The sequence below is a fragment of the Bordetella petrii genome (genome assembly GCF_020991325.1).
Lineage (GTDB): Bacteria > Pseudomonadota > Gammaproteobacteria > Burkholderiales > Burkholderiaceae_B > Bordetella_A > Bordetella_A petrii_E.
The window spans coordinates 1-20,132 of sequence record NZ_JAJMLX010000062.1; the positions used below are offsets into that span (position 1 = coordinate 1).

Below are 20,132 nucleotides of genomic sequence, written 5' to 3' on the forward strand. Positions count from 1 at the left end.
CTCGCTCGCCTCTGTCGCCGCCTGCTCGGCGGGCAACGACGCGCAGACGCTCGAAGTGAAGCCGGACAACGCCGCCGTCAAGGTCGGTGACATCAAGATCCAGAACGCGACCGTCCTGACGCAGCCGAAGGCGGACGCCCCCGGTCCGGCCGTCATCGCGGCGACCCTCTTCAACAACGGCGACAAGCCGCAGACGCTCGACGCGGTCAAGCTCGCGTCCTCCGGCGCCACGGTGAAGCTGTCCCCCGCCAAGGGCCAGAAGGGGCTCACCGTGCCCCCGCACGGCTCGCTGATCCTCGGCGGCAAGGACAACGCGTCCGCCGTCGTCGAGAACGGCAAGGAGGCCGCCAGGAACGGCGACGCCCAGCCGGTCACCTTCCAGCTGAGCAAGGCGGGCGACGTGACGCTGCGCGCCTTCGTGATCCCCTCCACCAGCTACTTCGAGGGCTACGGCCCGAGCGAGCTCCCCAAGCCCCCGGCGGCCACGCCGGGCGCGCCGGGCGGCGGTCCGGCGCCGCTTCAGCAGGCGCTGTTGCGCCAGGCGGGCGCGTTCGTAGGCGATTTCCAGGGCGGGGTCATGCATGATGGCGTGGCAGGCGGCGGGGGGAGGACTACACTGGCACAATTTGCCGCTTAGCCGACATCTCCAATGAATCAAAATGTCTCGCCCACGGCCGACGGCGACGCCTTCAGCCGCATGGCCGAACGCGTGGCCGGCCAGCACTGGCCCGCGGGCGCACTGTATGTGGTGGCCACCCCCATCGGCAACCTGGGCGACCTGGGCTTGCGCGCCTGGCAGGCGCTGGCCCGCGCCGATGTAATCGCCGCCGAAGACACACGCTCCAGCCGCAGCCTGCTCGATGCCTGGGGCATCTCTACCCCCCTGATGGCCGCGCACCGCCACAACGAGGCCGCGGCCGCGCAGGATATCTGCACGCGGCTGGAGCAAGGGCAGCGCGTGGCCCTGGTGTCCGACGCGGGCGCGCCGGCGGTCAGCGACCCGGGTGCGCGCGTGGTGCGCACGGTGCGCGCCGCGGGACATCCGGTGGTGCCGGTGCCCGGCCCCAGCGCTGTCATCACCGCGCTGATGGGCAGCGGTGTCACGTCCGATGAAAACCCGGCCTTCGCCTTCGCCGGGTTCGCCCCGCCCAAGGCGGCGGCCCGCCAGCGCTGGCTGCGCTCGTGGTGTGCATTGCCGGCCCCGGTGCTGATGTTCGAATCGCCGCACCGCCTGGCCGCCACCCTTGCCGACCTTCTCGAGGTGTGCGGCCCGCAGCGCCAACTGACCATTGCCCGCGAACTTACCAAGCGCTTCGAGCAGATCGCCACCATGCCGCTGTCGCAGGCGGCCGAGTGGCTGGCGGCGGATACGCATCGCGAGCAGGGCGAGTTCGTGCTGATCGTGCACGCGGCTGAAAGCCGGCCCGACGATCAGGCGGGAATGGAAGACCCGGCCACGGCCGCACTGCTGGATGCCCTGCTGGAAACGCTGTCGGTGCGCGATGCGGCACGCGTGGCCGCCAAAGTCACGGGCCAGCCGCGCGATGCGCTGTATGCCCTGGCGCTGGCCCGCCGGGGGGGCGCATGAAGCGCCTGGCCGCCGATGAGGCGGTTGCCTATCTGGACATGGATACGCCCCTGGGCGGCGTGCGCCTGGCTGCCAGCGACACCGCCCTGCGCGGTGCGTGGTTCCTGGATCAATCGGATCTGCCGCCGGCTTCGCCGGCCTGGCGGCTGCAGCCCGGACACGCGGTGCTGAACCAGGCCCAGGCCGAACTCACGCAGTGGTTCGCGGGCCAGCGCCGCGCGTTCGAAGTGGCGCTCGACCCGCTGGGCACGGCGTTCCAGCAGTCGGTGTGGAAGGCCCTGCTGGATTTGCCGTTCGGCACCACCTGCAGCTACGGTGATCTGGCATTCGCCATTGGCAAGCCCAGGTCGGTGCGCGCCGCCGCCCAGGCCATCGGCCGCAATCCGATCTCTATCTTCATTCCCTGCCACCGCGTGGTGGGGCGCGATACCTCGCTGACCGGTTTCGGGGGCGGCCTGGCGCGCAAGCAGGCACTGCTGGCGCACGAAGGGCATCGCTATCCGGGGCGCGGCGCGCGGGTGCGCCGGGTTCCCGACGGCCAGGCCGAACTGCCCTGGTAGCCGGGCGGAGCTTCAGTGCATGGCCAGGCTGGGCAGGATGCCGGTCTGGTCGGCCACCTGCTTGGCAGCGGCCAGGGCGGTGGCGCGGTCGCCGTACGGACCGATGCGCACCCGGTACAGGCTGCCGATCTGCTGTACCTGGGCCGGCGGCGTGTCTGCCTGAGTGTCTAGCTGGCTATTGACCCGGTGCATCAGCGTCTGGGCGTTGGCCGGCTGGCTGAAGGCCCCTACTTGCAGGTACACCGCGCCGGGGGGCGATGCCGCGTTCGTGGCGGCGCTCTGGGGCGCGGCCAGGGCGGCTACCCGGGTGGGGGCAGGCAAGGGCGTGGGTTCCACCGATGCCACCGGCGTGGCGGCCAGGGCCTTGTCCGTGTCCGCCTGCGCCATGCGGATTTCGTCCGGCAGGATGCGCTCGACGGTGACTTCGCCGTGGCCGGGGCCGATCAGGCCCAGTTTGCGCGCAGCGGCGTACGAAAGATCCATGATGCGGTCGCTGTGGAACGGCCCGCGGTCGTTCACCCGCACGACCACCGTGCGGCCGTTGAGACTGCTGGTGACGCGCGCGTAGCTGGGCAGCGGCATGGTGGGGTGGGCCGCCGTCATGGCATACATGTCATAGACCTCGCCGATGGCCGTGCGGTTGCCGTGGAATTTCTTGCCGTACCACGACGCCGTGCCGCGTTCCGTGTAGGCCTTGCTGTCGTCATTCACGGGCACATAGCGCTTGCCGAACACCGTATACGGCTGGTTGGCGCCGCGGGCCAGCGGCTCCAGCCGCGGAATGGCATCGGGAATGTTGTCCAGGTCGGCAGGCGGATTGGCCCCAGGGCCGTCATCTTGGTAGTAGCCGCCGGCCTTGCGCGTGCCGGGCGACGAGCAGCCTGCTATCAGCACGGCCAGCCCGACCAGGATAGGCGCGAGTATCAGGCGATAGCGCGTCATGCGGTTTCTTCCGGCATTTGCGTGCGGTGGCGCACCAGCAGCGGATCGTGTTCGGAAAAGCGCAATGCCAGTTGCTCGACCACGTATACCGACCGGTGCTGGCCGCCGGTGCAGCCGATGGCCACCGTCAGGTAGTTGCGCGTGTCCTGGGTGTACTGCGGCAGCCAGCGCTGCAGGTAGCCGGCAATATCATCGACCATGCGGCCCACGATCTCGAAGCCCGCCAGCCAGGTGGCCACGGGCTCGTCGCGGCCTGTCAGCGGGCGTAAGTTGCGGTCGTAGTAGGGGTTGGGCAGGCAGCGTACGTCGAATACCAGGTCGGCGTCGTTCGGCACGCCGCGCTTATAGGCGAAAGATTCGAAAGTCAGCACCAGCGGCGGGCGATCGGCCTGCACCAAGTCGCGGATCCAGGCGCGCAACTGGCCGGGCGTGAGCTCCGAGGTGTCGATGACGTGTTCCTGTTCGCGCAAGGGCGCCAGCAGGTCGCGTTCCAGCGCGATACAGTCCAGCAGCGACGGTGTCTGGCCGCCGCGCGACAGCCGGTCGGTCAGCGGATGGCGGCGGCGTGATTCGGAATAGCGTTGCGCCAGCGTGTTGGTGTTGGCGTCCAGGAAAACCACCCGCAGCGACGTGCCCAGGGCACGCATCGCGGTAATGACGCCGGGTAGTTCGGCTAGTTCGCCGGGCGAGCGCACATCGATGGCAATGGCGACGCGTTCCAGGCCGTCGTCGCGTGCGCCGGCAACGAATTCGGCCAGGAATCGCACCGGCAAATTGTCGATGCATGTGTAGCCCGCATCTTCCAGCATGCGCAGCGCCACCGACTTGCCAGAGCCCGAGATTCCGGTAATGAGGACGACTTTCAGCATGGTCCTGATTGTTGCACGATTTTGCCGTCACAATGCCGGGGAATGCCAAGCGATATGGCCTACACTGCTGAGCTGATCCGTACCCATCTTTTGGGCTGGCGTGGCCCAGCGATATGGTGATCAGCCCCTATCAATTTGTTGCGCAACAATGTCAGAATTTGCCTTGTTCGAGTGTTTTTTTCGCAAATTGCGTCATCTTGCGGCGAGTTTGCCTGCTTGCGCGGCCCTGGCGCTGCTCTCCGGCCCGGCCTGGGCACAAAATGATCAAGGCGGGCAACTGCAGCCTGACACCATGCGCGCCCGTGTCGCCGCCTGTACGGCCTGCCACGGCGAGCAAGGCAAGGCTGGCACCGATGGCTACTACCCGCGCCTGGCCGGCAAGCCGCGCGATTATCTGTACCACCAACTGCTGAATTTTCGTGACGGGTTGCGCCAGTACCGCCCCATGACGCATTTGCTGGCCGGCCTGCCTGATGCCTATCTGCGCGAGATGGCGGCGTACTTCGCCGATCAGCAGGTACCTTATCCGCCGCCGCCACGGCCCGCCGCAGCCGCCGACATGCTGGAACAGGGCCGCGTCCTGGCCACTCGGGGCGATGCCGCGCGCGGCCTGCCGGCTTGTACGGCGTGCCACGGAACCACGCTGGGCGGCGTGGCGCCCGCCATCCCAGGTTTGCTGGGCCTGCCGCGCGACTACATCGGCGCGCAGATCGGCGGCTGGAAAAATGGCCTGCGCCGCGCGGCGGCGCCTGATTGCATGGCGGACGTGGCGCGGCAACTCACGCCGCAAGATATCGGTGCGCTGTCGGCCTGGCTGTCGGCGCAACCCGTGGCCCAGCCCTACCATCCCGACCCGGCCGGGTCGGTGGACCTGCCCGCCGAATGCGGCAGCCAGGTACAGCGATAGGGGGCCGGCATGAAGCGCATCATCACACTCGGATTGTTGGCACTGGCCATGCTGTGCGTGGCCATCGCGGCCATTTTGTACTGGATGGGCACGCGCGATGACGCCCCGGCGCGCGCCGCCGCGCCGCCGCCCGAGGCCGAACGCCTGGTAGAGCAGGGCCGCTACCTGGCGCGGCTGGGCAACTGCATGGCCTGCCACACCACGCAAGGCGGCCAGCCATATGCCGGGGGCACGCCCATTCCCACGCCGTTCGGCACGTTGTATGGCCCGAACATCACTCCCGATCCACAAACGGGCATAGGCGCATGGAGCGCCGATGATTTCTGGCGGGCGCTGCACAATGGCAAGTCCAAAGACGGCAGCCTGCTGTATCCCGCCTTTCCGTATACCGAATACACCCGCATGCCGCGCGCGGACGCCGACGCGCTGTTCGCGTACTTGCGCACGGTGCCGCCAGCCAGCCAGCCCAGCCGGCCGCACGACCTGGCCTTCCCGTACGACCAGCGCGGTCTGTTGGCGTTCTGGCGCGCGCTGTACTTCAAGCCCGGCGTGCAGGCGCCGGACGCGGGGCAATCGCAGCAATGGAACCGTGGCCGCTATCTGGTCCGGGGGCCGGGCCACTGCGCGGCGTGCCACGCTCCCCGCAACCGGCTGGGGGCCACGGTAAACCCCGAAGCCCTGTCTGGCGGCCTGATCGCCGGCCTGGGCTGGTACGCGCCGCCGCTGGGTGGGGCCGCGTCCACTGGATTGGGCAATTGGAGCGCGGCCGATATCGCCTTGCTGCTGCAGACCGGCATGGCCAGGCATTCCACCGCCGCCGGGCCCATGGCGGAAGTGGTGCTGGGCAGCTCGCAATACCTGAGCGACGCGGACGCCCTGGCGATAGGCACGTACCTGAAATCGCTGCCGGCCACGCCGGCGGCCGGAGCCGGTCCGGCATCGATGCCGTCAGCGGCCCTGATGGATCGTGGTGCCGCCCTGTATACCCAGCATTGCGCGCAGTGCCACCAGGCGCAGGGACAGGGCAGCGCCGGCGCCTGGCCGGCGCTGGCAGGCAATCCCACCGTTACCGCGCCTTCGCCGGCAAACGTTATACGGATGGTGCTCGATGGCGGGTACGCGCCGGCCACGGCGGCTTATCCGCGGCCGCACGGCATGCCGCCATTCGGCCCGGTACTCGGCGATACAGACATCGCCGCGTTGGTGTCGTATGTGCGGTCCAGTTGGGGCAACCAGGCCGGCGCCGTCACGTCATTCGAAGTGCAGCGCGTGCGCGACGCCTCGACGCTGCGCTAGGAAAGCGGGAAATATGCATGCTGCGGGCGCAGGCATTGCCGCGCGCCCGCGGTTTACTTGCTGCTTTGCAGGATCGCCATGGCCTGGCGTTCCATGAATTCGCCCAGGGTATCGATGCCGCGCAGCTTCAGGATGGTGTTGCGCACGGCGGCCTCGACCAGCACCGCCAGGTTGCGGCCGGCCGCAACCTGCAGCATGACCTTGCGCACGGGCAGGCCCAGCATATCCTGGGTGATGTCTTGCAGCGGCAGGCGTTCGAACTTGTCTTGCGCCGTGGCGCGCACCAGGTGCACGATCAGTTTCAGGCGCATTTTGCGGCGCACGGACGTCTCGCCGAAGATGGTGCGGATATCCAGCAACCCCAGGCCGCGCACTTCCAGCATGTTCTGCAGCAGCGGCGGGCAGTGGCCTTCGATCATGCTGGGCGCGGTGCGCGAGAACTCCACCGCGTCGTCGGCCACCAGCCCGTGGCCCCGGGAAATCAGTTCCAGCGCCAATTCGCTTTTGCCCAGGCCCGATTCGCCGGTAATGAGCACGCCCAGGCCCAGTACGTCCATGAATACGCCATGCACGGTGGTGGTGGGCGCCAGTTTCTTGCCCAGGTAGATGCGCAGCAGGTCGATCAACTGGGCTGCCGCCACCGGGGTGGACAGCAGCGGCACCTGGTGCTGGTCGCACTGGTCGATGAGGTCTTGCGGGGCGGCCAGGCCATCGGCCAGCAAAATAGCCGGCACGCCGCCGATCAGCAGCTCGTCCATGTGGTGCGCCCGGCGGCGCAGGTCGAAGCGGCTGTAATAGGCCAGTTCTTCCTGGCCGAATACCTGGATGCGCGAGGGGTGGATGAGGTTCAGGTGGCCGACCAGGTCGGCCGCCGCCATGCCGTCGTCGCGGATGGCGCGGTCGGCGGCGCCTTGCCCAGCGATCCAGTTGAAGGGGATTTTGTCGGCGTTGTCGTCGACCAGTTCCTGCACGCTAAGCATGGAAGCGGCTCCGCTAGGGTCAGCGTTGGCCCGTGGTGAGCATCCGGTGCACTTCGGCCGGATCGGTTTCGGTAAGCAGGGCCTCGCGCAGCGCCTTGTTGGACATCAGTTGGGCCAGTTCGGCCAGGATGTCCAGGTGCTGCTGGGTAGCGGTTTCGGGCACCAGCAGGCACATCAGTACGGTAACCGGCTGGCCGTCGGGCGCGTCGAAAGGCACGGGCTGCGCCAGGCGGATAAATGCCGCCAGCGGTTCTTCCAGGCCCTTGACGCGGCCGTGCGGCACGGCCACGCCCTGGCCCAGGGCAGTGGACCCCAGGCGCTCGCGGGCAAACAGGCTGTCGAACACGATGGTCCGGGCCAGCCCGTGGTTGTTCTCGAAGAGCAGGCCGGCCTGTTCGAATGCTCGTTTTTTGCTGGTGGCCTGCATGTCGAGCACGACGTTGCCGGCGGGTAGGATGCGCGACAAATGATTCATGCGGGTCATTATATGGTTATATGCCGCAGTGCAAAAATTCCTTGCGGCCGCTTGCCTGTTGCGGATCCGCAAGCATAGTCGGTTCCGGGAGGCAATGGGAGGGGGGGAGGCGATTTGCCGATGCCCCGGCGGGACGGAAACTGCATCTCGCGGGACACCGGGATCAGGCGATCCTTAGTGGGATCAGGGATTCAAGCTCGGGTGCCTGACGGCTCGAGCATTGGCGAAGCGCGGGATTACGGGGTTTGCTGCACCATGGCAGCCGCTTGTCGCTTCACCGACTCTGCCGAGTGGCTTTGCACCTTGTCTTTGTGCTTGATAACCTGGCGGTCGATCTTGTCGGCCAGCAGGTCTATGGCTGCGTAAAGGTTTTCATCCACGGCTTCGCAATGGATGTCCTTGCCGCGCAGTCTCATGGTGATTTCGGCTTTATGCCGCAGGGGCTCTACTGAGAGCATGACCTGGGTATCGATCACGTGATCGAAATGCCGCAGCACTCGCGCCAGTTTGTTCATGACATATTCCCGGATGGCCGGGGTGACGTCGAGATGACGACCGCAGATGCTCAGGTTCATAGTGCGCTCTCCTTCTAGATAAAGAGAAATGGGTGCGCGTATTGCGCGGTTGATGGGATAAGGCGGGCTCCTATGTGTGTTGGATAAAAGCGACTGCGGCATGCCGCGGTAATACGGCTGCCGTTAGTACTAGTGTATAGACTCTGGTCGCTAAAACAAGCTGCCCTGGGACAAACCCAGGGCAGATAGCGGACGTTCCCTGGAAGGAAGTTTCCGGGGACGGGGTGGTTACATGCGGAAGTGCTCGCCCAGGTATACGCGCCGCACGGCGGGGTCGCCCACGATCTCGTCGGGCTGGCCGTCGGTAAGCACTTTGCCTTCGCTGATGATGTAGGCGCGGTCGCAGATGCCTAGCGTTTCGCGCACGTTGTGGTCGGTGATCAGGACACCGATGCCGCGGCCCTTAAGGAAGCGCACGATGCGTTGGATTTCAATGACGGCAATGGGATCGACGCCGGCAAAGGGTTCGTCCAGCAGGATAAAGCGCGGGCGGGTAGCCAGCGCGCGGGCGATCTCCACGCGGCGGCGCTCGCCGCCCGACAGCGAGATCGCCGCGTTGCCGCGGATGTGGCCGATCTGCAGTTCATCGAGCAACGCTTCAAGCTGTTCTTTGATTTGCGCCGCGGACAGGCCCTTGCCCTGTGCATCGACCTGCAGCTCGAGCACGGCTCGGATGTTCTGCTCGACCGTCAGGCGCCGGAACACGGAAGCATCTTGCGGCAGGTATGAAAGGCCCATGCGCGCGCGCTTGTGGATGGGCATCGAGGTGATGGCCGTGCCGTCGATCTCGATGCGGCCGGCGTCGGCGGGCACCAGCCCGACGATCATGTAGAAACTGGTGGTCTTGCCGGCGCCGTTGGGGCCCAGCAGGCCCACGACTTCGCCGCTGACCACGGACAGGGATACGTCTTGAACCACGGTGCGGCCGTTATAGACCTTGCGCAGGCCGGTGGCGCTGAGGCTGCCTTGTCGGGTTCCGCCGACAGCGGGCGCGGAAGGCGGCGAGGGGATCTTGGTCATGGATATGCGGTGGTAATCGGCGGGACAGGCGGCGCTCAGCCGCCCTGCTTGGCGCTTTTGCCGCCCTTGGCGCGGCATTCGGCGACGGCGGCGTCGGCCTTGGCGCGGGGCATGGCCAGCGAACGCACGCGTCCGCCGGCGGCCGACGAATTGGGGCCGCCAAAAGCTTCATAGACGCCGGTTTTCTCGTTGTAGCGAACTCGTTCGCCGCGTATGGTGTCGAAGGGCTTGCCACAGATGTAGCGGGTAACCACGGCCTGCCCGATCAGGTCGAACTGGCTGTTGTTGCTGGCGTACTCGGCGCGCAGGCCGCGGCCTTCGATGACTTCGAAGGTTTCGGGGCGTTCCTGCCGGATGGTGACGATCTTGCCCTTGTTGGCGGTGGCGGTGCCGAACTGGTTGCCGGCCTCGTCTTCGCGCACTTCGAGTTTGTCGGCGGTCAGTTTCATCAGGCCGCGCGTCAGCACCACATTGCCGGTGAAAATGCTTTGCCGCTTGATGTCGTCGTAGTGCAGGGTGTCGGACAAAATCAGCGTGCTGGGCTCTTCCGCGGGAGCGGCCTGCTGTTGCGCCTGCGCAAGGCTGGCCGCGCCCAACAGCAGGGCGCCCAGGAAAGCGCGCCATGGGGCGCCCTGGGCCTGCCGCGGAAGCCGCCCGGCGGTAGAAGCGAGAAGAGTCCGTGCGTGGTTCATGGTCGGTTCTGGGTTGAATCGCCCGAGGGGCGCTTGCGTGTTTCGGAGCCGGCGATCTCGACATCCGTGGATGCCGATACCTCGAGTTGCCGGGTTTTGTTGTTGTAGTGCATGCCGGTGCCGCTCATGCGCGAGTTGCCCTTCACGACAACGGCCGGCAGGTCAGTGTAGATAACGTCTTCGTCGGGCAGGATGATGAGTTGTTCGCTGCGCACGTCCAGCGCGTCGTTGTTGGCGTCTTGCTGGCGGTGCACGCGCGCATTCTTGTTCATGATAATGCGCGAGCCGCCGCGTTCCATGATGGCGGTGTCCGAGGTGCCCACGGTGATGGGGTTGTTTTCCTGCTGCCCGATGGCGCGGGGGTCGGTCACGTGGTACGAATCGTCGTCGGGAAAGTGTTCGGCGTACGAGCCTTCCAGGCGGTTGATGGGCTTGCCGGCGGGATCGGTGCGCAGCATGACGAAATCGCGCGCCCAGGAATCCATTTCGTGGGTCAGGCGGCGGGGCGGGTCGATGGGGATGGCGCGCTGCGCGTAGTCGGCGGCCCACCAGGTGCCAACGACCAGTGTGATCAGCAGGAACAGTGCGATCAGGGCGGGGAAGCGTTCTTTCATGCCTGGTTACTGTATGGCGCCGGGGCCCAGCAGGCCCGGGCCCGTCATGAAGGCTCCCAGGCGGCCTTGCGCGGCCAGCAGCAGGTCGCAGCATTCGCGTACCGCGCCGCCGCCGCCGGGCTGCGTGGCGACCCAGTGCGCGGCTTGCGCGATATAGCCGGGGGCGGTGGCGACACTGGCCGCAAAGCCCGCGCGCTGCATGGCGGGAAGGTCGATGATGTCATCGCCCATATAGCCCGTCTGGTTCAGTTCGACGCCGCTGCGCTGGGCAAGTTCCACCAAGGCGGCGGCTTTGTCGCGCACGCCCTGCATGACTTCGGCGATACCCAGCTCGGCGGCGCGCCGATCGACGATGGGACCTGCGCGCCCGGTGATCAGGGCCACCTTCAGGCCGCCCTCGAGCAGCAGGCGCAGGCCGTGGCCATCCAGGGCATGGAAACGCTTGAAGAGTTCGCCGTTTTCGCCGTAGTACAGGCTGCCATCGGTCAGGACGCCGTCGACGTCGAACACCATCAGGCGCACGGCGGCGGCCCGCTCGCGCACGGCCGGCGTGATGCGGGCCAGTACCAGGGCTTCGGCGGGGTGGGATGCGGAACGGGAAGTTGTCATGGTCATACCACTTTGGCGGCCATCAGGTCATGCATGTGCAAGGCGCCCAGCAGGGTGCCATCGGTATTCAGCACCAGCATCTGGCTCAGGCGCTGTTCGTCCATTTCGCGGGCGGCTTCCACGGCCAGCGCTTCCGGGGCGATGCTGCGCGGCATGCGGGTCATGCCCTGCTCGACCGTCAAGTTGCGGATATCGCCGTGTTTGGCTATCAGCCGGCGCAGGTCGCCGTCTGTGAATATACCGGTAGGCTTGCCGGCGCCATCCAGCACGATGGTCATGCCCATGCCCTTGGCCGACATTTCTTCCAGTGCGGCGAACAGCGGGGAATCTTGCGCCACCGTGGGCAGCGCCGCTCCCTGGCGCATGACATCGCGCACGTGGGTCAGCAGGCGGCGTCCCAGCGTGCCGCCGGGATGCGAGCGGGCAAAGTCTTCGGCGCCGAAGCCGCGGGCTTCCAGGCACGCCACCGCCAGGGCGTCGCCCAGTGCCAGCGCCGCGGTGGTGCTGGCGGTGGGCGCCAGGTTGAGCGGGCAGGCTTCCTGGGCCACGCTGGTGTCCAGGTGCAGGTCGGCCAGGCGCGCCAGTTCGGAATCGGGATTGCCGGTGATGGCAATGAGGCCGGCGCCCATGCGTCGCGCCACCGGCAGGATGGTCAGCAGTTCCTGGCCCGAGCCGGAATGCGAGATAGCGATCAGGACGTCGTCGCGGGTGATCATGCCCAGGTCGCCGTGCACCGCCTCGGCGGCGTGCACGAAAAAGGCCGGCGTGCCGGTCGAGGCGAAGGTGGCGGCGATCTTGCGGGCGATATGGCCGGTTTTACCGATGCCGCTGACCACGACGCGGCCGCGGCATCCCAGCAGCATGTCGACCACGCTGGCAAAACCGCCGTCCAGGCGTGCGGACAGGTCGGTGATGGCCTGCGCCTCGATCTGCAGGGTGCGGCGGGCGGAATCGAGCGCGGCGGTGGACGAGAAAGGGGGGTGCTCAGTCATGGACGGATTTTAATCGCAGTATGGCAGGTTGCCGCGCTTGGGGGCCTATGGCATGCTGGCGCGGCAAATTTCCGTTTCAACTCTTCCAGGCTCGTCAATCATGTCCTCGATTCCCGCTCCCGTGCTGGGCACGCCCCTGTCCGCTTCGGCCACCCGCGTCATGCTGCTGGGGGCCGGCGAATTAGGCAAGGAAGTCATCATCGCCCTGCAGCGCCTGGGGGCCGAGGTTATCGCGGTCGACCGCTATGCTGACGCGCCGGGCCACCAGGTGGCCCACCGCGCGCACGTGGTTTCCATGACCGACGGCGCCGCCTTGCGCCGGGTCATCGAACAAGAGCGCCCCGATGTCGTGGTGCCCGAGATCGAGGCCATCGCCACCGACATGCTGGTCGAGCTCGAGGCGGCCGGCGCGGTGCGCGTCACGCCCACGGCCCGCGCGGCGCAGCTCACCATGAACCGCGAAGGCATCCGCCGGCTGGCCGCCGAAACCCTGGGCCTGCCGGTTTCCCCTTACCAGTTTGTCGACTCCGAAGCCGAACTGCGCCAGGCCGTCGACGGCGGCATCGGCTATCCCTGCGTGGTCAAGCCGGTCATGTCCTCGTCGGGCAAGGGGCAGTCGGTCATCCACGGGCCGGACGATATCCCGGCCGCGTGGCGCTATTCGCAGGAAGGCGGCCGCGTCGGGGCCGGCCGCGTCATCGTCGAAGGCTTCATCCGCTTCGACTACGAAATCACCCTGCTGACCGTGCGGGCCCGCGCGGCCGACGGCAGCATCCAGACCCACTTCTGCGACCCCATCGGGCATCTCCAGGTCGACGGCGACTACGTCGAAAGCTGGCAGCCCCATCCCATGCAGCCCGCCGCGCTCGAGCGCGCGCGCGATATCGCCCGCGCCATCACCGGCGAACTGGGCGGCCTGGGCGTGTTCGGGGTGGAACTGTTCGTGGCGGGCGACCAGGTATGGTTTTCCGAAGTCAGCCCGCGGCCGCACGACACGGGCATGGTCACCATGATCAGCCAGGTGCAAAGCGAGTTCGAACTGCATGCCCGCGCCTTGCTGGGCCTGCCGGTGGATACCGCGCTGCGCCAGCCGGGCGCCAGCAGTGTCATTTATGGCGGCGTGGATGCCCGTGGGGTGTCGTTCCACGGCGTGGCCCAGGCGCTGGCCGAGCCCGGCACTGATATCCGCCTGTTCGGCAAGCCCGAATCGTTCGTCAAGCGCCGCATGGGCGTGGCGCTGGCCACGGATTCGGGCGTGGACGCCGCGCGCGAGAAGGCCAAGCGGGTCTCCGCCGCGGTCACCGTGCACACCTGAGCAAGCCGCCAGGCCAATTTTCACCAACCGATGGCCAGAGCTCCGGGTAAGCCCTGAGCCTTGAACCGGCCGTACTCGTTTAGACTATATTTGAAATATCGTTTCAATAGATGAAACGTTGGATGGGGCACGGTACGGAGACAGCGGTGATCGAGGATAAGGGGGGCGGGCGTTCGGCCGCGCTACAGTGCGTTCGAAATATCAGACGCGATCGTGCGTATGGCACCGCCGAAGTGCTGCTCAAGCTCGGTGCGCGACATCGCGGAGGTATGCACCACAATATTCACGCTGGCGATCGGTGCGCCGTTGTGCATGATGGCGCTCGCCAGCGCGCGTCCGTTGCTGAGAGTTTCCGTGTCGGCCACGGCATAGCCACGTTCGCGGGCCTGGGCCAGAATGTCCGCCAGCTCAGTCGTGTTGCGGGCCAGGTCGAAATCCGGGCCTGCTTGTCCGGCCAGCTTGAGCAGTTGCTCATCCAGCAAGGCCGGCGACAGCGCCGCCAGATATGCGCGGCCCAGCGCGGTGCGCAGCACGGGCACGCGCGAGCCCGGTTTGCGATTGATGGCCAGCACGCCGGCCTTGCGGCTGGTGTTCAAGATGACCATTGCGTCGTGGTCGAAGACACCCAATTCGATGGGCCAGCCGACGGTCTGGCGCTGCGCATCCAGAATGGGCGAAGCCACCGCAAGCAATTGGGTCTGCGCGTCGTAGCCGTTGGCCAGGGTCAGCACTTTTGCCGTGACGGTGTACTTGCGGTCATCGTCGCAGCGCTGCACGTAGCCTATGTGGACCAGTGTTTCAAGCACCCGCACGACAGTGGGCTTGGCAATGCCGGTGTGGGCATGAAGCTGGCCCACGGTGGCGGGGCCCTGTTCATTCAGGCATCGCAGGATATCCAGGCCCCGCATCAAAGCGACCACCGGTTCGTACGAGCCCATTGTTCTATTCCTATTGCTTCTTTGCTTGACTCAACGCCCCTCGCGCGCGCCAAGCCGTACCCCGGGAACCCTGGAGATTACGCATGATACCTTACCGAAAAACCCTGGCTGCGCTGGCTTTTGCGGCTGGCGTTCTTGCCGGCGGCAGCAGCCTGGCGGCATCCGATTCATACCCTGAGCAGCCTGTCCGCCTGATCGTGCCGTACGCGCCGGGCGGGGGGACCGACAGCATGGCGCGCGCGCTGGCCCGCAAGCTGGGAGACATCTGGCGGCAGAAAGTCATTGTCGAGAACCGTCCGGGCGCCAGCGAATCCATCGCGGCCTCGGCTGTGGCGCGCTCTCCGGCCGACGGCTACACCTTGCTGTTCGCGTCCGACTCGACCTTCCAGCTCAATCCGCTGCTGTACAACCGGCTGTCGTACGATCCAGACAAAGATCTGGTGCCTGTCACCCGCTTCGCCTCGAGCCCGTTCGCGCTCTTTGTGAATGCCGAGTCGCCAGCCAGGAACTTCCAGGAATTCATCGCATACGCCCGCCAACACAAGGGCAAGACGTTTTATGGCTCGTACGGCGTGTCGAACTCGACCAACCTGGGACTGTCCTGGCTGTCCAAGCAGTTCGATCTGGACATGGTGCACATTCCCTTCGCGGGGCAGGGGCCGGCGATGATTGCCTTATTGGGCGGCGAGATCCAGATTCTCTTCGGCAATATCATTCCGTCGAGTATTGGTTTCATCGACCAGGGCAAAGTCAGGGTGCTGGTCGTCTCAGGCCAGGAACGCCTGCCCAATGCGCCCGATGTGCCCACCTTCCGGGAACTGGGCTACGACAATCTGGATACTGGCTACACGCTGGGCCTGGCGGCGCCTGCCGGCGTGGATCCGGCGATCCGGCAGAAGATCGCCGATGCTGTCAAGCAGGCAGTGGCCGACCCCGAGCTGGTCAAGTATGCCTCCGAGAACCTGTCGATCCGGCTGTTTGCGGAATCCGCCGACCAGTACCGCAGTTTTATCGCCGAAAGCCGGGGTATCCTGAAACAACGCATCGAAGCCGCCGGTATCGGCAAGCTGGACCAGTAAGGAGTGCCGCATGAGTAGCCCATCATCCCGTCGCCTAAATGTTGTCGACGATATCCGCCGCGTGGGGCACCCGCCGTTTGCCGGCCAGCACGCGCGCGTGCTGGCTGCGCGTCCGCAGGCACTGCATTTCGACCCTGCATCAACCGCACTGATCGTGGTGGACATGCAGAACGCTTATATTTCCGCCGGCGGCTATATGGACCAGGCCGGCTTCGACATATCCCTGGCTTCCGGCGCCGTCGCGGGTACGCGGCGCGCGCTGGACACCGCCCATGCGGCCGGGATGCAGGTCATTTACCTGCAGAATGGCTGGGATGGGCAGTACGCCGAAGCTGGCGGGCCGGACTCTCCCAACTGGCACAAATCGAATGCCTTGCGTGTCATGCGCGAACGCGCCGATCTGGACGGCAAATTGTTAAGCAAGGGCGGATGGGATTACGCGCTGGTCGACGAACTGGCCCCCCAGGAAGGAGACCTTGTGGTGGCGAAGACCCGCTACAGCGGATTCTTCAATTCCACGCTGGACGGCATATTGCGCGCCCGTGGCGTGCGCACGCTGCTGTTTGCTGGAATCGCCACGAACGTATGTGTCGAATCGACGCTGCGCGATGCTTATCATCACGAATACTTTTGCGCATTGCTGGATGACGCCACGACACAGGCGGGTCCGGCATTCACACGCCAGGCCGCGCTGTACAACATCGAGACCTTCTTCGGCTGGGTCAGCGATGTAGAAAGTTTCGCCCGCGCCCTGCAGCCACAGGCCGCCTGATAGCTGCCGCGCCGGGAACCCGCATGGCCGCCTCAGTGAACTGACCCCCGAAGGTTGGCTCTATGTCCAACTTTCGGGGGTCAGTTCACAAGGGCGGCTTTTTTTCGGCTTGCATTTGATTTTAGTTAATTCGATAATTTCAGAAATTACTGAAATCAAAGTAACAAAACATGCCGCTCAGCCCCCAGACCGAACGTTTCGTCCTGCACTTCGGTGAAATGGGCAGCCGGTGGGGGGTGAACCGCACAGTGGGGCAAATCTACGCCCTGCTGTTCCTGGCCCCCCAGCCCATGCATGCCGACGATATCGCCGAGGCGCTGGGGTTTTCGCGCTCGAACGTCAGCATGGGCCTGAAAGAGCTGCAGTCGTGGCGGCTGGTGAAACTGGTACACCAGGTTGGCGACCGCCGCGACTACTTCGAAACCCCCGGCGATGTCTGGGAAATCTTCCGCATCCTCATGGAAGAAAAGCGCAAGCGCGAAATCGACCCCACCCTGACCCTGTTGCGCGACACCCTGCTGGCGCCTCCGGCCGGCGCGGCCGAGGTCTACGCCCAGCGACGCATGAGCGAAATGCTCGAGCTCATCGAGCTGTCCACGGGCTGGTTCGATGAAGTGCACCACCTGCCGCCCGAGACGCTGCAACGGCTGATGAAGCTGGGCACCAAGGTGCAGAAAGTGTTGGATTTTGCCGGCAAGCTGCGAGGCCGGGAATGACGTCGCGGCGGAAAATCGGGAGTTCTCCTATGAAGTTGCCACGTAACACCCTTATCATGGGTTGCGTGTCGCATCGGCCGCGGCGTATGCGTGCCATCGTGGTTTGCTGTTGTACAGGGGCTACCCATGATTGATATCGACGTCGTCAACCTGTCGCGCTTCCAGTTCGCCGCGACAGCCATGTATCACTTCATTTTCGTGCCGCTGACGCTGGGCCTGTCGTTCCTGCTGGCTATCATGGAAAGCGTGTACGTCATGACGGGGCGCGACATCTGGCGCCGCATGACCATGTTCTGGGGCACGCTGTTCGGCATCAACTTCGCGCTGGGCGTGGGAACCGGGGTGGTCATGGAGTTCCAGTTCGGCATGAACTGGGCCTACTACAGCCATTACGTGGGCGACATCTTCGGCGCGCCGCTGGCGCTCGAAGGCCTGATGGCGTTTTTCCTGGAGGCCACCTTCGTCGGCTTGTTCTTCTTCGGCTGGAACCGCCTGTCGAAGGTGGGCCACCTGGCCGTGACATGGCTGGTGGCGTTCGGCACCAACTTCTCGGCGCTGTGGATCCTGATCGCCAACGGCTGGATGCAGAACCCGGTGGGCGCGGTATTCAACCCCGACACCATGCGCATGGAAATGACGGATTTCCTTGCCGTCCTGCTCAACCCGGTGGCCCAGGCCAAGTTCGTGCATACGGTCAGCGCGGGGTATGTGGCGGGCGCCATGTTCGTCATGTCGATCAGCGCATGGTATCTGCTGCGCGGGCGGCATATCGACATGGCCAAGCGTTCCATGGCGGTTGCGGCCAGCTTCGGCCTGGCCGCGGCGCTGTCGGTGGTGGTGCTGGGCGACGAAAGCGGTTATCTCACCACCGAGCACCAGAAGATGAAGATCGCGGCCATCGAATCCATGTGGGAAACCGAGCCCGCCCCGGCCAGTTTCAACCTGTTCGCGATTCCCAACCAGGCCGAGCGCAAGAACGACTTCGCCATCGAGATTCCCTACGTCATGGGCATTATCGGCACGCGCTCGCTCACGACGCCGCTGCTGGGCATCAATGACCTGGTCCGCCGCGCCGAGTTCCGTATCCGCGAAGGCCTGGTGGCCTACGAGGCTATGCAGCGCATACGGGCCAACCCCCAGGACACCGATGCGCGCATGACACTGGACAAGACCTGGCCCAGCCTGGGCTACGCGCTGCTGGTCAAGCGCCACCAGCCCGATCTCGCCAAGGCCACCGACGCCGATATCAAGCAGGCGGCCTTGGACACCGTTCCGCAGGTCGCGCCGCTATTCTGGGCGTTCCGCATCATGGTGGGAGTGGGCATGTACCTGATCGCCTTCTTTGCGGTGGCATTTTGGTTCGCTTCGCGCGGCCAGCTGCAGAAGCGCACGGGTTTCCTGAAAGTGGCATTGTGGAGCCTGCCGCTGCCGTGGGTGGCCATCGAGGCCGGCTGGTTCGTGGCTGAATACGGCCGCCAGCCCTGGGTCATCGAAGGCGTGCTGCCCACGTACTACGCGGCGTCCGGCCTTACTTTTGCCGACCTGGCCATCAGCCTGGGCATATTCCTGGTGCTGTACACGGTACTGCTGGTCATCGGAGTGAAGGTCATGCTGCACGCCATCAAGGCCGGCCCCAAGCAAGACAAGCCGGCGCCGCGCCCGTCTCCAACCGACCCGGTGGCTTCGGCCGTCGATGCCTACTGATCGCGGAGTACGCACATGGACAGTCTGATTCCTATTGACTACGCCACCTTGCGGGTGATCTGGTGGGCTTTGCTGGGCGTGCTGCTGATCGGCTTTGCCGTGATGGACGGTTTCGACCTGGGAGTGGCGGCCTTGCTGCCGGTGGTGGCCCGCACCGATACCGAACGCCGCGTGGTCATCAACGTGGTGGGCCCGGTATGGGAAGGCAACCAGGTCTGGCTGATTACCGGCGGGGGCGCCATTTTCGCGGCCTGGCCGCTGCTGTACGCGGCATCGTTCTCCGGGTTCTACCTGGCAATGATGCTGGCGCTGGTGGCGCTGATCGTGCGGCCCGTCGGCTTCAAGTACCGCAGTAAAATGGACGGCACGCGCTGGCGCAGCACCTGGGACAACGTGCTGTGCGCGTCGGGCGTCGTGACTTCGCTGGTGTTCGGCGTGGCCATGGGCAACCTGATCGTGGGCGTGCCCTTCGGCTACGATCCCGCGATGCTGAGGCCCCTGTACCACGGGCATTTCTATCAACTGTTCACGCCGTTCACCTTGCTTGCGGGGCTGCTCAGCGTGTCCATGCTGGTCATGCATGGCGCCGTGGTGCTGGCCTGGCGCACCGAGGGCGCGGTGGCCGACCGCTCGCGCAATGCCGGCCGCCTTGCGGCGCTGGTCACTGCCTTGCTGTTTGCCGCGGGTGGGTTCTGGGTGGCGAGCGGCATCGACGGCCACATGATTTCCAGCACCATCAACACCGCTGCGCCTTCCGACCCGCTGCTGAAGGCGGTGACGGTAGAGTCCGGCGCCTGGATGGCCAACTTTGCTCGCTGGCCGCTGGCGTGGATCGCCCCCGCGCTGGGCGTGGGCGGCGCGCTGCTGGTCATTGCGCTGCTGACACTGCGCTGGCATTGGGTCACCTTCATTGTGTCGTCGCTGGCGATTGCCGGCGTGATCCTCACGGTGGGCCTGGCACTGTTTCCGTTCCTGATGCCTTCGTCGGCCGATCCCCGCTTCGGCCTCACTGTCTGGGATGCGTCTTCCAGCAGGATGACGCTGTGGATCATGCTGCTGGCCGTGGTGATCTTCATCCCCATCATCACGGCGTATACGGCCTGGGTCTACCGCGTGATGCGCGGCAAGGTCACTAACGAATCCGTCGACGGCACGCCCAATTCGTATTAGGAGTTGCACGTATGTGGTATTTCTCGTGGATTCTCGGCCTGGGCCTGGCATGTGCGTTCGGCATTCTCAATGCCATGTGGTTCGAGTTGCGCGAAGACGCTGAGCGCGATTCCGCCAACACGCATGGCGAAGCGTGAGCAGTAGTCCGGGGTTAACGCCAGATCCCGCTGCCGCGTCCGATCCATCCAGCCGGGCGCACGCGCGCTGGCTCGCCGCCCTGGAGCGCCAGAAGATCGTCGCCGAGCACGACGAGCTCCAGGCGAAGATCAACGAGTACAACGCGATCCTCGCCTCGCCCGAGCGCCAGCGCCGGATCATC

At 65.8% G+C, this 20,132-nt stretch carries 24 protein-coding genes; 13 read left to right on the top strand and 11 right to left on the bottom strand.

What is annotated here, in order from left to right; genetic code table 11:
• The 3 genes from LPZ50_RS08745 to LPZ50_RS08755 form a co-directional block, all read left to right on the top strand.
• Positions 1-637 (top strand): hypothetical protein (locus LPZ50_RS08745; RefSeq protein WP_230660038.1); only part of this gene is annotated, 637 nt, incomplete at its 5' end.
• 12 nt (positions 638-649) lie between these two features.
• Positions 650-1,588 (top strand): 16S rRNA (cytidine(1402)-2'-O)-methyltransferase, encoded by a 939-nt coding sequence (gene rsmI / locus LPZ50_RS08750; RefSeq protein ID WP_230660041.1) that lies wholly within the window; start codon positions 650-652, stop codon positions 1,586-1,588.
• Positions 1,585-2,148, top strand: a complete 564-nt coding sequence (locus tag LPZ50_RS08755; protein ID WP_230660044.1) for a methylated-DNA--[protein]-cysteine S-methyltransferase — start codon at positions 1,585-1,587, stop codon at positions 2,146-2,148. The genes rsmI and LPZ50_RS08755 overlap by 4 nt, the downstream gene beginning before the upstream one ends.
• 12 nt (positions 2,149-2,160) lie before the next feature.
• Here the strand turns inward: LPZ50_RS08755 and LPZ50_RS08760 are convergent, their stop codons facing one another.
• Positions 2,161-3,090 (bottom strand): septal ring lytic transglycosylase RlpA family protein, encoded by a 930-nt coding sequence (locus LPZ50_RS08760; protein ID WP_230660048.1) that lies wholly within the window; start codon positions 3,088-3,090, stop codon positions 2,161-2,163.
• Complete coding sequence (gene rapZ / locus LPZ50_RS08765; protein ID WP_230660052.1) at positions 3,087-3,959, bottom strand: RNase adapter RapZ; 873 nt, start codon at positions 3,957-3,959, stop codon at positions 3,087-3,089. Before rapZ ends, LPZ50_RS08760 begins: the two co-directional genes overlap by 4 nt.
• Positions 3,960-4,251: 292 nt before the next feature.
• Here rapZ and LPZ50_RS08770 point away from each other — a divergent pair, with 292 nt between their 5' ends.
• Entirely contained in the window at positions 4,252-4,866 is a 615-nt protein-coding gene (locus LPZ50_RS08770) for a c-type cytochrome (RefSeq protein ID WP_230660055.1), read from the top strand.
• Positions 4,867-4,875: 9 nt separating this feature from the next.
• Positions 4,876-6,162 carry a c-type cytochrome gene (locus LPZ50_RS08775; protein WP_230660058.1) on the top strand — a complete coding sequence of 429 codons (1,287 nt, stop codon included), beginning with the start codon at positions 4,876-4,878 and terminating at the stop codon, positions 6,160-6,162.
• 53 nt (positions 6,163-6,215) lie between these two features.
• On the opposite strand, the gene hprK is transcribed toward LPZ50_RS08775, so the two are convergent.
• From hprK to LPZ50_RS08815, 8 genes are all read right to left on the bottom strand, one after another.
• On the bottom strand, positions 6,216-7,142 hold the full coding sequence (gene hprK, locus LPZ50_RS08780; protein WP_230660061.1) for an HPr(Ser) kinase/phosphatase: 927 nt from the start codon (positions 7,140-7,142) through the stop codon (positions 6,216-6,218).
• Positions 7,143-7,161: 19 nt separating this feature from the next.
• A complete protein-coding gene (locus tag LPZ50_RS08785) occupies positions 7,162-7,617 on the bottom strand; it encodes a PTS sugar transporter subunit IIA (RefSeq protein WP_230660110.1) in 456 nt (151 codons plus the stop codon).
• Positions 7,618-7,853: 236 nt separating this feature from the next.
• Entirely contained in the window at positions 7,854-8,192 is a 339-nt protein-coding gene (hpf, locus tag LPZ50_RS08790) for a ribosome hibernation-promoting factor, HPF/YfiA family (RefSeq protein WP_230660064.1), read from the bottom strand.
• A 228-nt stretch (positions 8,193-8,420) separates the two neighbouring features.
• Positions 8,421-9,212, bottom strand: a complete 792-nt coding sequence (lptB, locus tag LPZ50_RS08795) for an LPS export ABC transporter ATP-binding protein (RefSeq protein ID WP_230660067.1) — start codon at positions 9,210-9,212, stop codon at positions 8,421-8,423.
• Between the two features lie 35 nt (positions 9,213-9,247).
• Positions 9,248-9,904, bottom strand: coding sequence for a lipopolysaccharide transport periplasmic protein LptA (lptA, locus tag LPZ50_RS08800; RefSeq protein ID WP_230660070.1), 657 nt, complete (start codon positions 9,902-9,904; stop codon positions 9,248-9,250).
• On the bottom strand, positions 9,901-10,518 hold the full coding sequence (gene lptC, locus LPZ50_RS08805; RefSeq protein WP_230660074.1) for an LPS export ABC transporter periplasmic protein LptC: 618 nt from the start codon (positions 10,516-10,518) through the stop codon (positions 9,901-9,903). Before lptC ends, lptA begins: the two co-directional genes overlap by 4 nt.
• Before the next feature lie 6 nt (positions 10,519-10,524).
• On the bottom strand, positions 10,525-11,133 hold the full coding sequence (locus tag LPZ50_RS08810; RefSeq protein ID WP_230660077.1) for a KdsC family phosphatase: 609 nt from the start codon (positions 11,131-11,133) through the stop codon (positions 10,525-10,527).
• Positions 11,130-12,119: a KpsF/GutQ family sugar-phosphate isomerase gene (locus LPZ50_RS08815; RefSeq protein ID WP_230660080.1), complete on the bottom strand. Its 990-nt coding sequence runs from the start codon at positions 12,117-12,119 to the stop codon at positions 11,130-11,132. The genes LPZ50_RS08810 and LPZ50_RS08815 overlap by 4 nt, the downstream gene beginning before the upstream one ends.
• A 100-nt stretch (positions 12,120-12,219) precedes the next feature.
• Here LPZ50_RS08815 and purT point away from each other — a divergent pair, with 100 nt between their 5' ends.
• Positions 12,220-13,434 carry a formate-dependent phosphoribosylglycinamide formyltransferase gene (purT, locus tag LPZ50_RS08820; RefSeq protein ID WP_230660083.1) on the top strand — a complete coding sequence of 405 codons (1,215 nt, stop codon included), beginning with the start codon at positions 12,220-12,222 and terminating at the stop codon, positions 13,432-13,434.
• A 182-nt stretch (positions 13,435-13,616) separates the two neighbouring features.
• On the opposite strand, the gene LPZ50_RS08825 is transcribed toward purT, so the two are convergent.
• Positions 13,617-14,372, bottom strand: coding sequence for an IclR family transcriptional regulator domain-containing protein (locus tag LPZ50_RS08825; protein ID WP_230660086.1), 756 nt, complete (start codon positions 14,370-14,372; stop codon positions 13,617-13,619).
• A gap of 83 nt (positions 14,373-14,455) precedes the next feature.
• On the opposite strand from LPZ50_RS08825, the gene LPZ50_RS08830 reads away from it, so the two are divergent.
• The 7 genes from LPZ50_RS08830 to LPZ50_RS08860 all read left to right on the top strand — a co-directional run.
• Positions 14,456-15,451, top strand: a complete 996-nt coding sequence (locus tag LPZ50_RS08830) for a Bug family tripartite tricarboxylate transporter substrate binding protein (protein WP_230660089.1) — start codon at positions 14,456-14,458, stop codon at positions 15,449-15,451.
• A gap of 10 nt (positions 15,452-15,461) precedes the next feature.
• Complete coding sequence (locus tag LPZ50_RS08835; RefSeq protein ID WP_230660092.1) at positions 15,462-16,223, top strand: isochorismatase family protein; 762 nt, start codon at positions 15,462-15,464, stop codon at positions 16,221-16,223.
• A gap of 170 nt (positions 16,224-16,393) precedes the next feature.
• A complete protein-coding gene (locus LPZ50_RS08840; RefSeq protein ID WP_230660095.1) occupies positions 16,394-16,939 on the top strand; it encodes a GbsR/MarR family transcriptional regulator in 546 nt (181 codons plus the stop codon).
• A 126-nt stretch (positions 16,940-17,065) separates the two neighbouring features.
• On the top strand, positions 17,066-18,643 hold the full coding sequence (locus LPZ50_RS08845; RefSeq protein WP_230660098.1) for a cytochrome ubiquinol oxidase subunit I: 1,578 nt from the start codon (positions 17,066-17,068) through the stop codon (positions 18,641-18,643).
• 15 nt (positions 18,644-18,658) lie between these two features.
• Positions 18,659-19,813: a cytochrome d ubiquinol oxidase subunit II gene (gene cydB, locus LPZ50_RS08850; RefSeq protein WP_230660101.1), complete on the top strand. Its 1,155-nt coding sequence runs from the start codon at positions 18,659-18,661 to the stop codon at positions 19,811-19,813.
• An 11-nt stretch (positions 19,814-19,824) separates the two neighbouring features.
• Positions 19,825-19,950, top strand: a complete 126-nt coding sequence (gene cydX / locus LPZ50_RS08855) for a cytochrome bd-I oxidase subunit CydX (RefSeq protein WP_230660104.1) — start codon at positions 19,825-19,827, stop codon at positions 19,948-19,950.
• Positions 19,947-20,132 (top strand): hypothetical protein (locus tag LPZ50_RS08860; RefSeq protein ID WP_230660107.1); only part of this gene is annotated, 186 nt, incomplete at its 3' end. The genes cydX and LPZ50_RS08860, both read left to right, overlap by 4 nt.

Bases quoted from the DNA above. Each gene is read 5' to 3' on its own strand.
- LPZ50_RS08830 (WP_230660089.1), top strand. From the start codon at position 14,456: ATGATACCTTACCGAAAAACCCTGGCTGCGCTGGCTTTTGCGGCTGGC.
- LPZ50_RS08815 (WP_230660080.1), bottom strand. From the start codon at position 12,119: ATGACTGAGCACCCCCCTTTCTCGTCCACCGCCGCGCTCGATTCCGCC.
- LPZ50_RS08770 (WP_230660055.1), top strand. From the start codon at position 4,252: ATGCGCGCCCGTGTCGCCGCCTGTACGGCCTGCCACGGCGAGCAAGGC.
- LPZ50_RS08785 (WP_230660110.1), bottom strand. From the start codon at position 7,617: ATGAATCATTTGTCGCGCATCCTACCCGCCGGCAACGTCGTGCTCGAC.
- cydX (WP_230660104.1), top strand. From the start codon at position 19,825: ATGTGGTATTTCTCGTGGATTCTCGGCCTGGGCCTGGCATGTGCGTTC.
- purT (WP_230660083.1), top strand. From the start codon at position 12,220: ATGTCCTCGATTCCCGCTCCCGTGCTGGGCACGCCCCTGTCCGCTTCG.
- LPZ50_RS08825 (WP_230660086.1), bottom strand. From the start codon at position 14,372: ATGGGCTCGTACGAACCGGTGGTCGCTTTGATGCGGGGCCTGGATATC.
- LPZ50_RS08840 (WP_230660095.1), top strand. From the start codon at position 16,394: ATGCCGCTCAGCCCCCAGACCGAACGTTTCGTCCTGCACTTCGGTGAA.
- lptB (WP_230660067.1), bottom strand. From the start codon at position 9,212: ATGACCAAGATCCCCTCGCCGCCTTCCGCGCCCGCTGTCGGCGGAACC.
- hprK (WP_230660061.1), bottom strand. From the start codon at position 7,142: ATGCTTAGCGTGCAGGAACTGGTCGACGACAACGCCGACAAAATCCCC.
- LPZ50_RS08845 (WP_230660098.1), top strand. From the start codon at position 17,066: ATGATTGATATCGACGTCGTCAACCTGTCGCGCTTCCAGTTCGCCGCG.
- hpf (WP_230660064.1), bottom strand. From the start codon at position 8,192: ATGAACCTGAGCATCTGCGGTCGTCATCTCGACGTCACCCCGGCCATC.
- cydB (WP_230660101.1), top strand. From the start codon at position 18,659: ATGGACAGTCTGATTCCTATTGACTACGCCACCTTGCGGGTGATCTGG.
- LPZ50_RS08775 (WP_230660058.1), top strand. From the start codon at position 4,876: ATGAAGCGCATCATCACACTCGGATTGTTGGCACTGGCCATGCTGTGC.
- LPZ50_RS08755 (WP_230660044.1), top strand. From the start codon at position 1,585: ATGAAGCGCCTGGCCGCCGATGAGGCGGTTGCCTATCTGGACATGGAT.
- LPZ50_RS08760 (WP_230660048.1), bottom strand. From the start codon at position 3,090: ATGACGCGCTATCGCCTGATACTCGCGCCTATCCTGGTCGGGCTGGCC.
- lptA (WP_230660070.1), bottom strand. From the start codon at position 9,904: ATGAACCACGCACGGACTCTTCTCGCTTCTACCGCCGGGCGGCTTCCG.
- LPZ50_RS08810 (WP_230660077.1), bottom strand. From the start codon at position 11,133: ATGACCATGACAACTTCCCGTTCCGCATCCCACCCCGCCGAAGCCCTG.
- rapZ (WP_230660052.1), bottom strand. From the start codon at position 3,959: ATGCTGAAAGTCGTCCTCATTACCGGAATCTCGGGCTCTGGCAAGTCG.
- LPZ50_RS08835 (WP_230660092.1), top strand. From the start codon at position 15,462: ATGAGTAGCCCATCATCCCGTCGCCTAAATGTTGTCGACGATATCCGC.
- lptC (WP_230660074.1), bottom strand. From the start codon at position 10,518: ATGAAAGAACGCTTCCCCGCCCTGATCGCACTGTTCCTGCTGATCACA.
- rsmI (WP_230660041.1), top strand. From the start codon at position 650: ATGAATCAAAATGTCTCGCCCACGGCCGACGGCGACGCCTTCAGCCGC.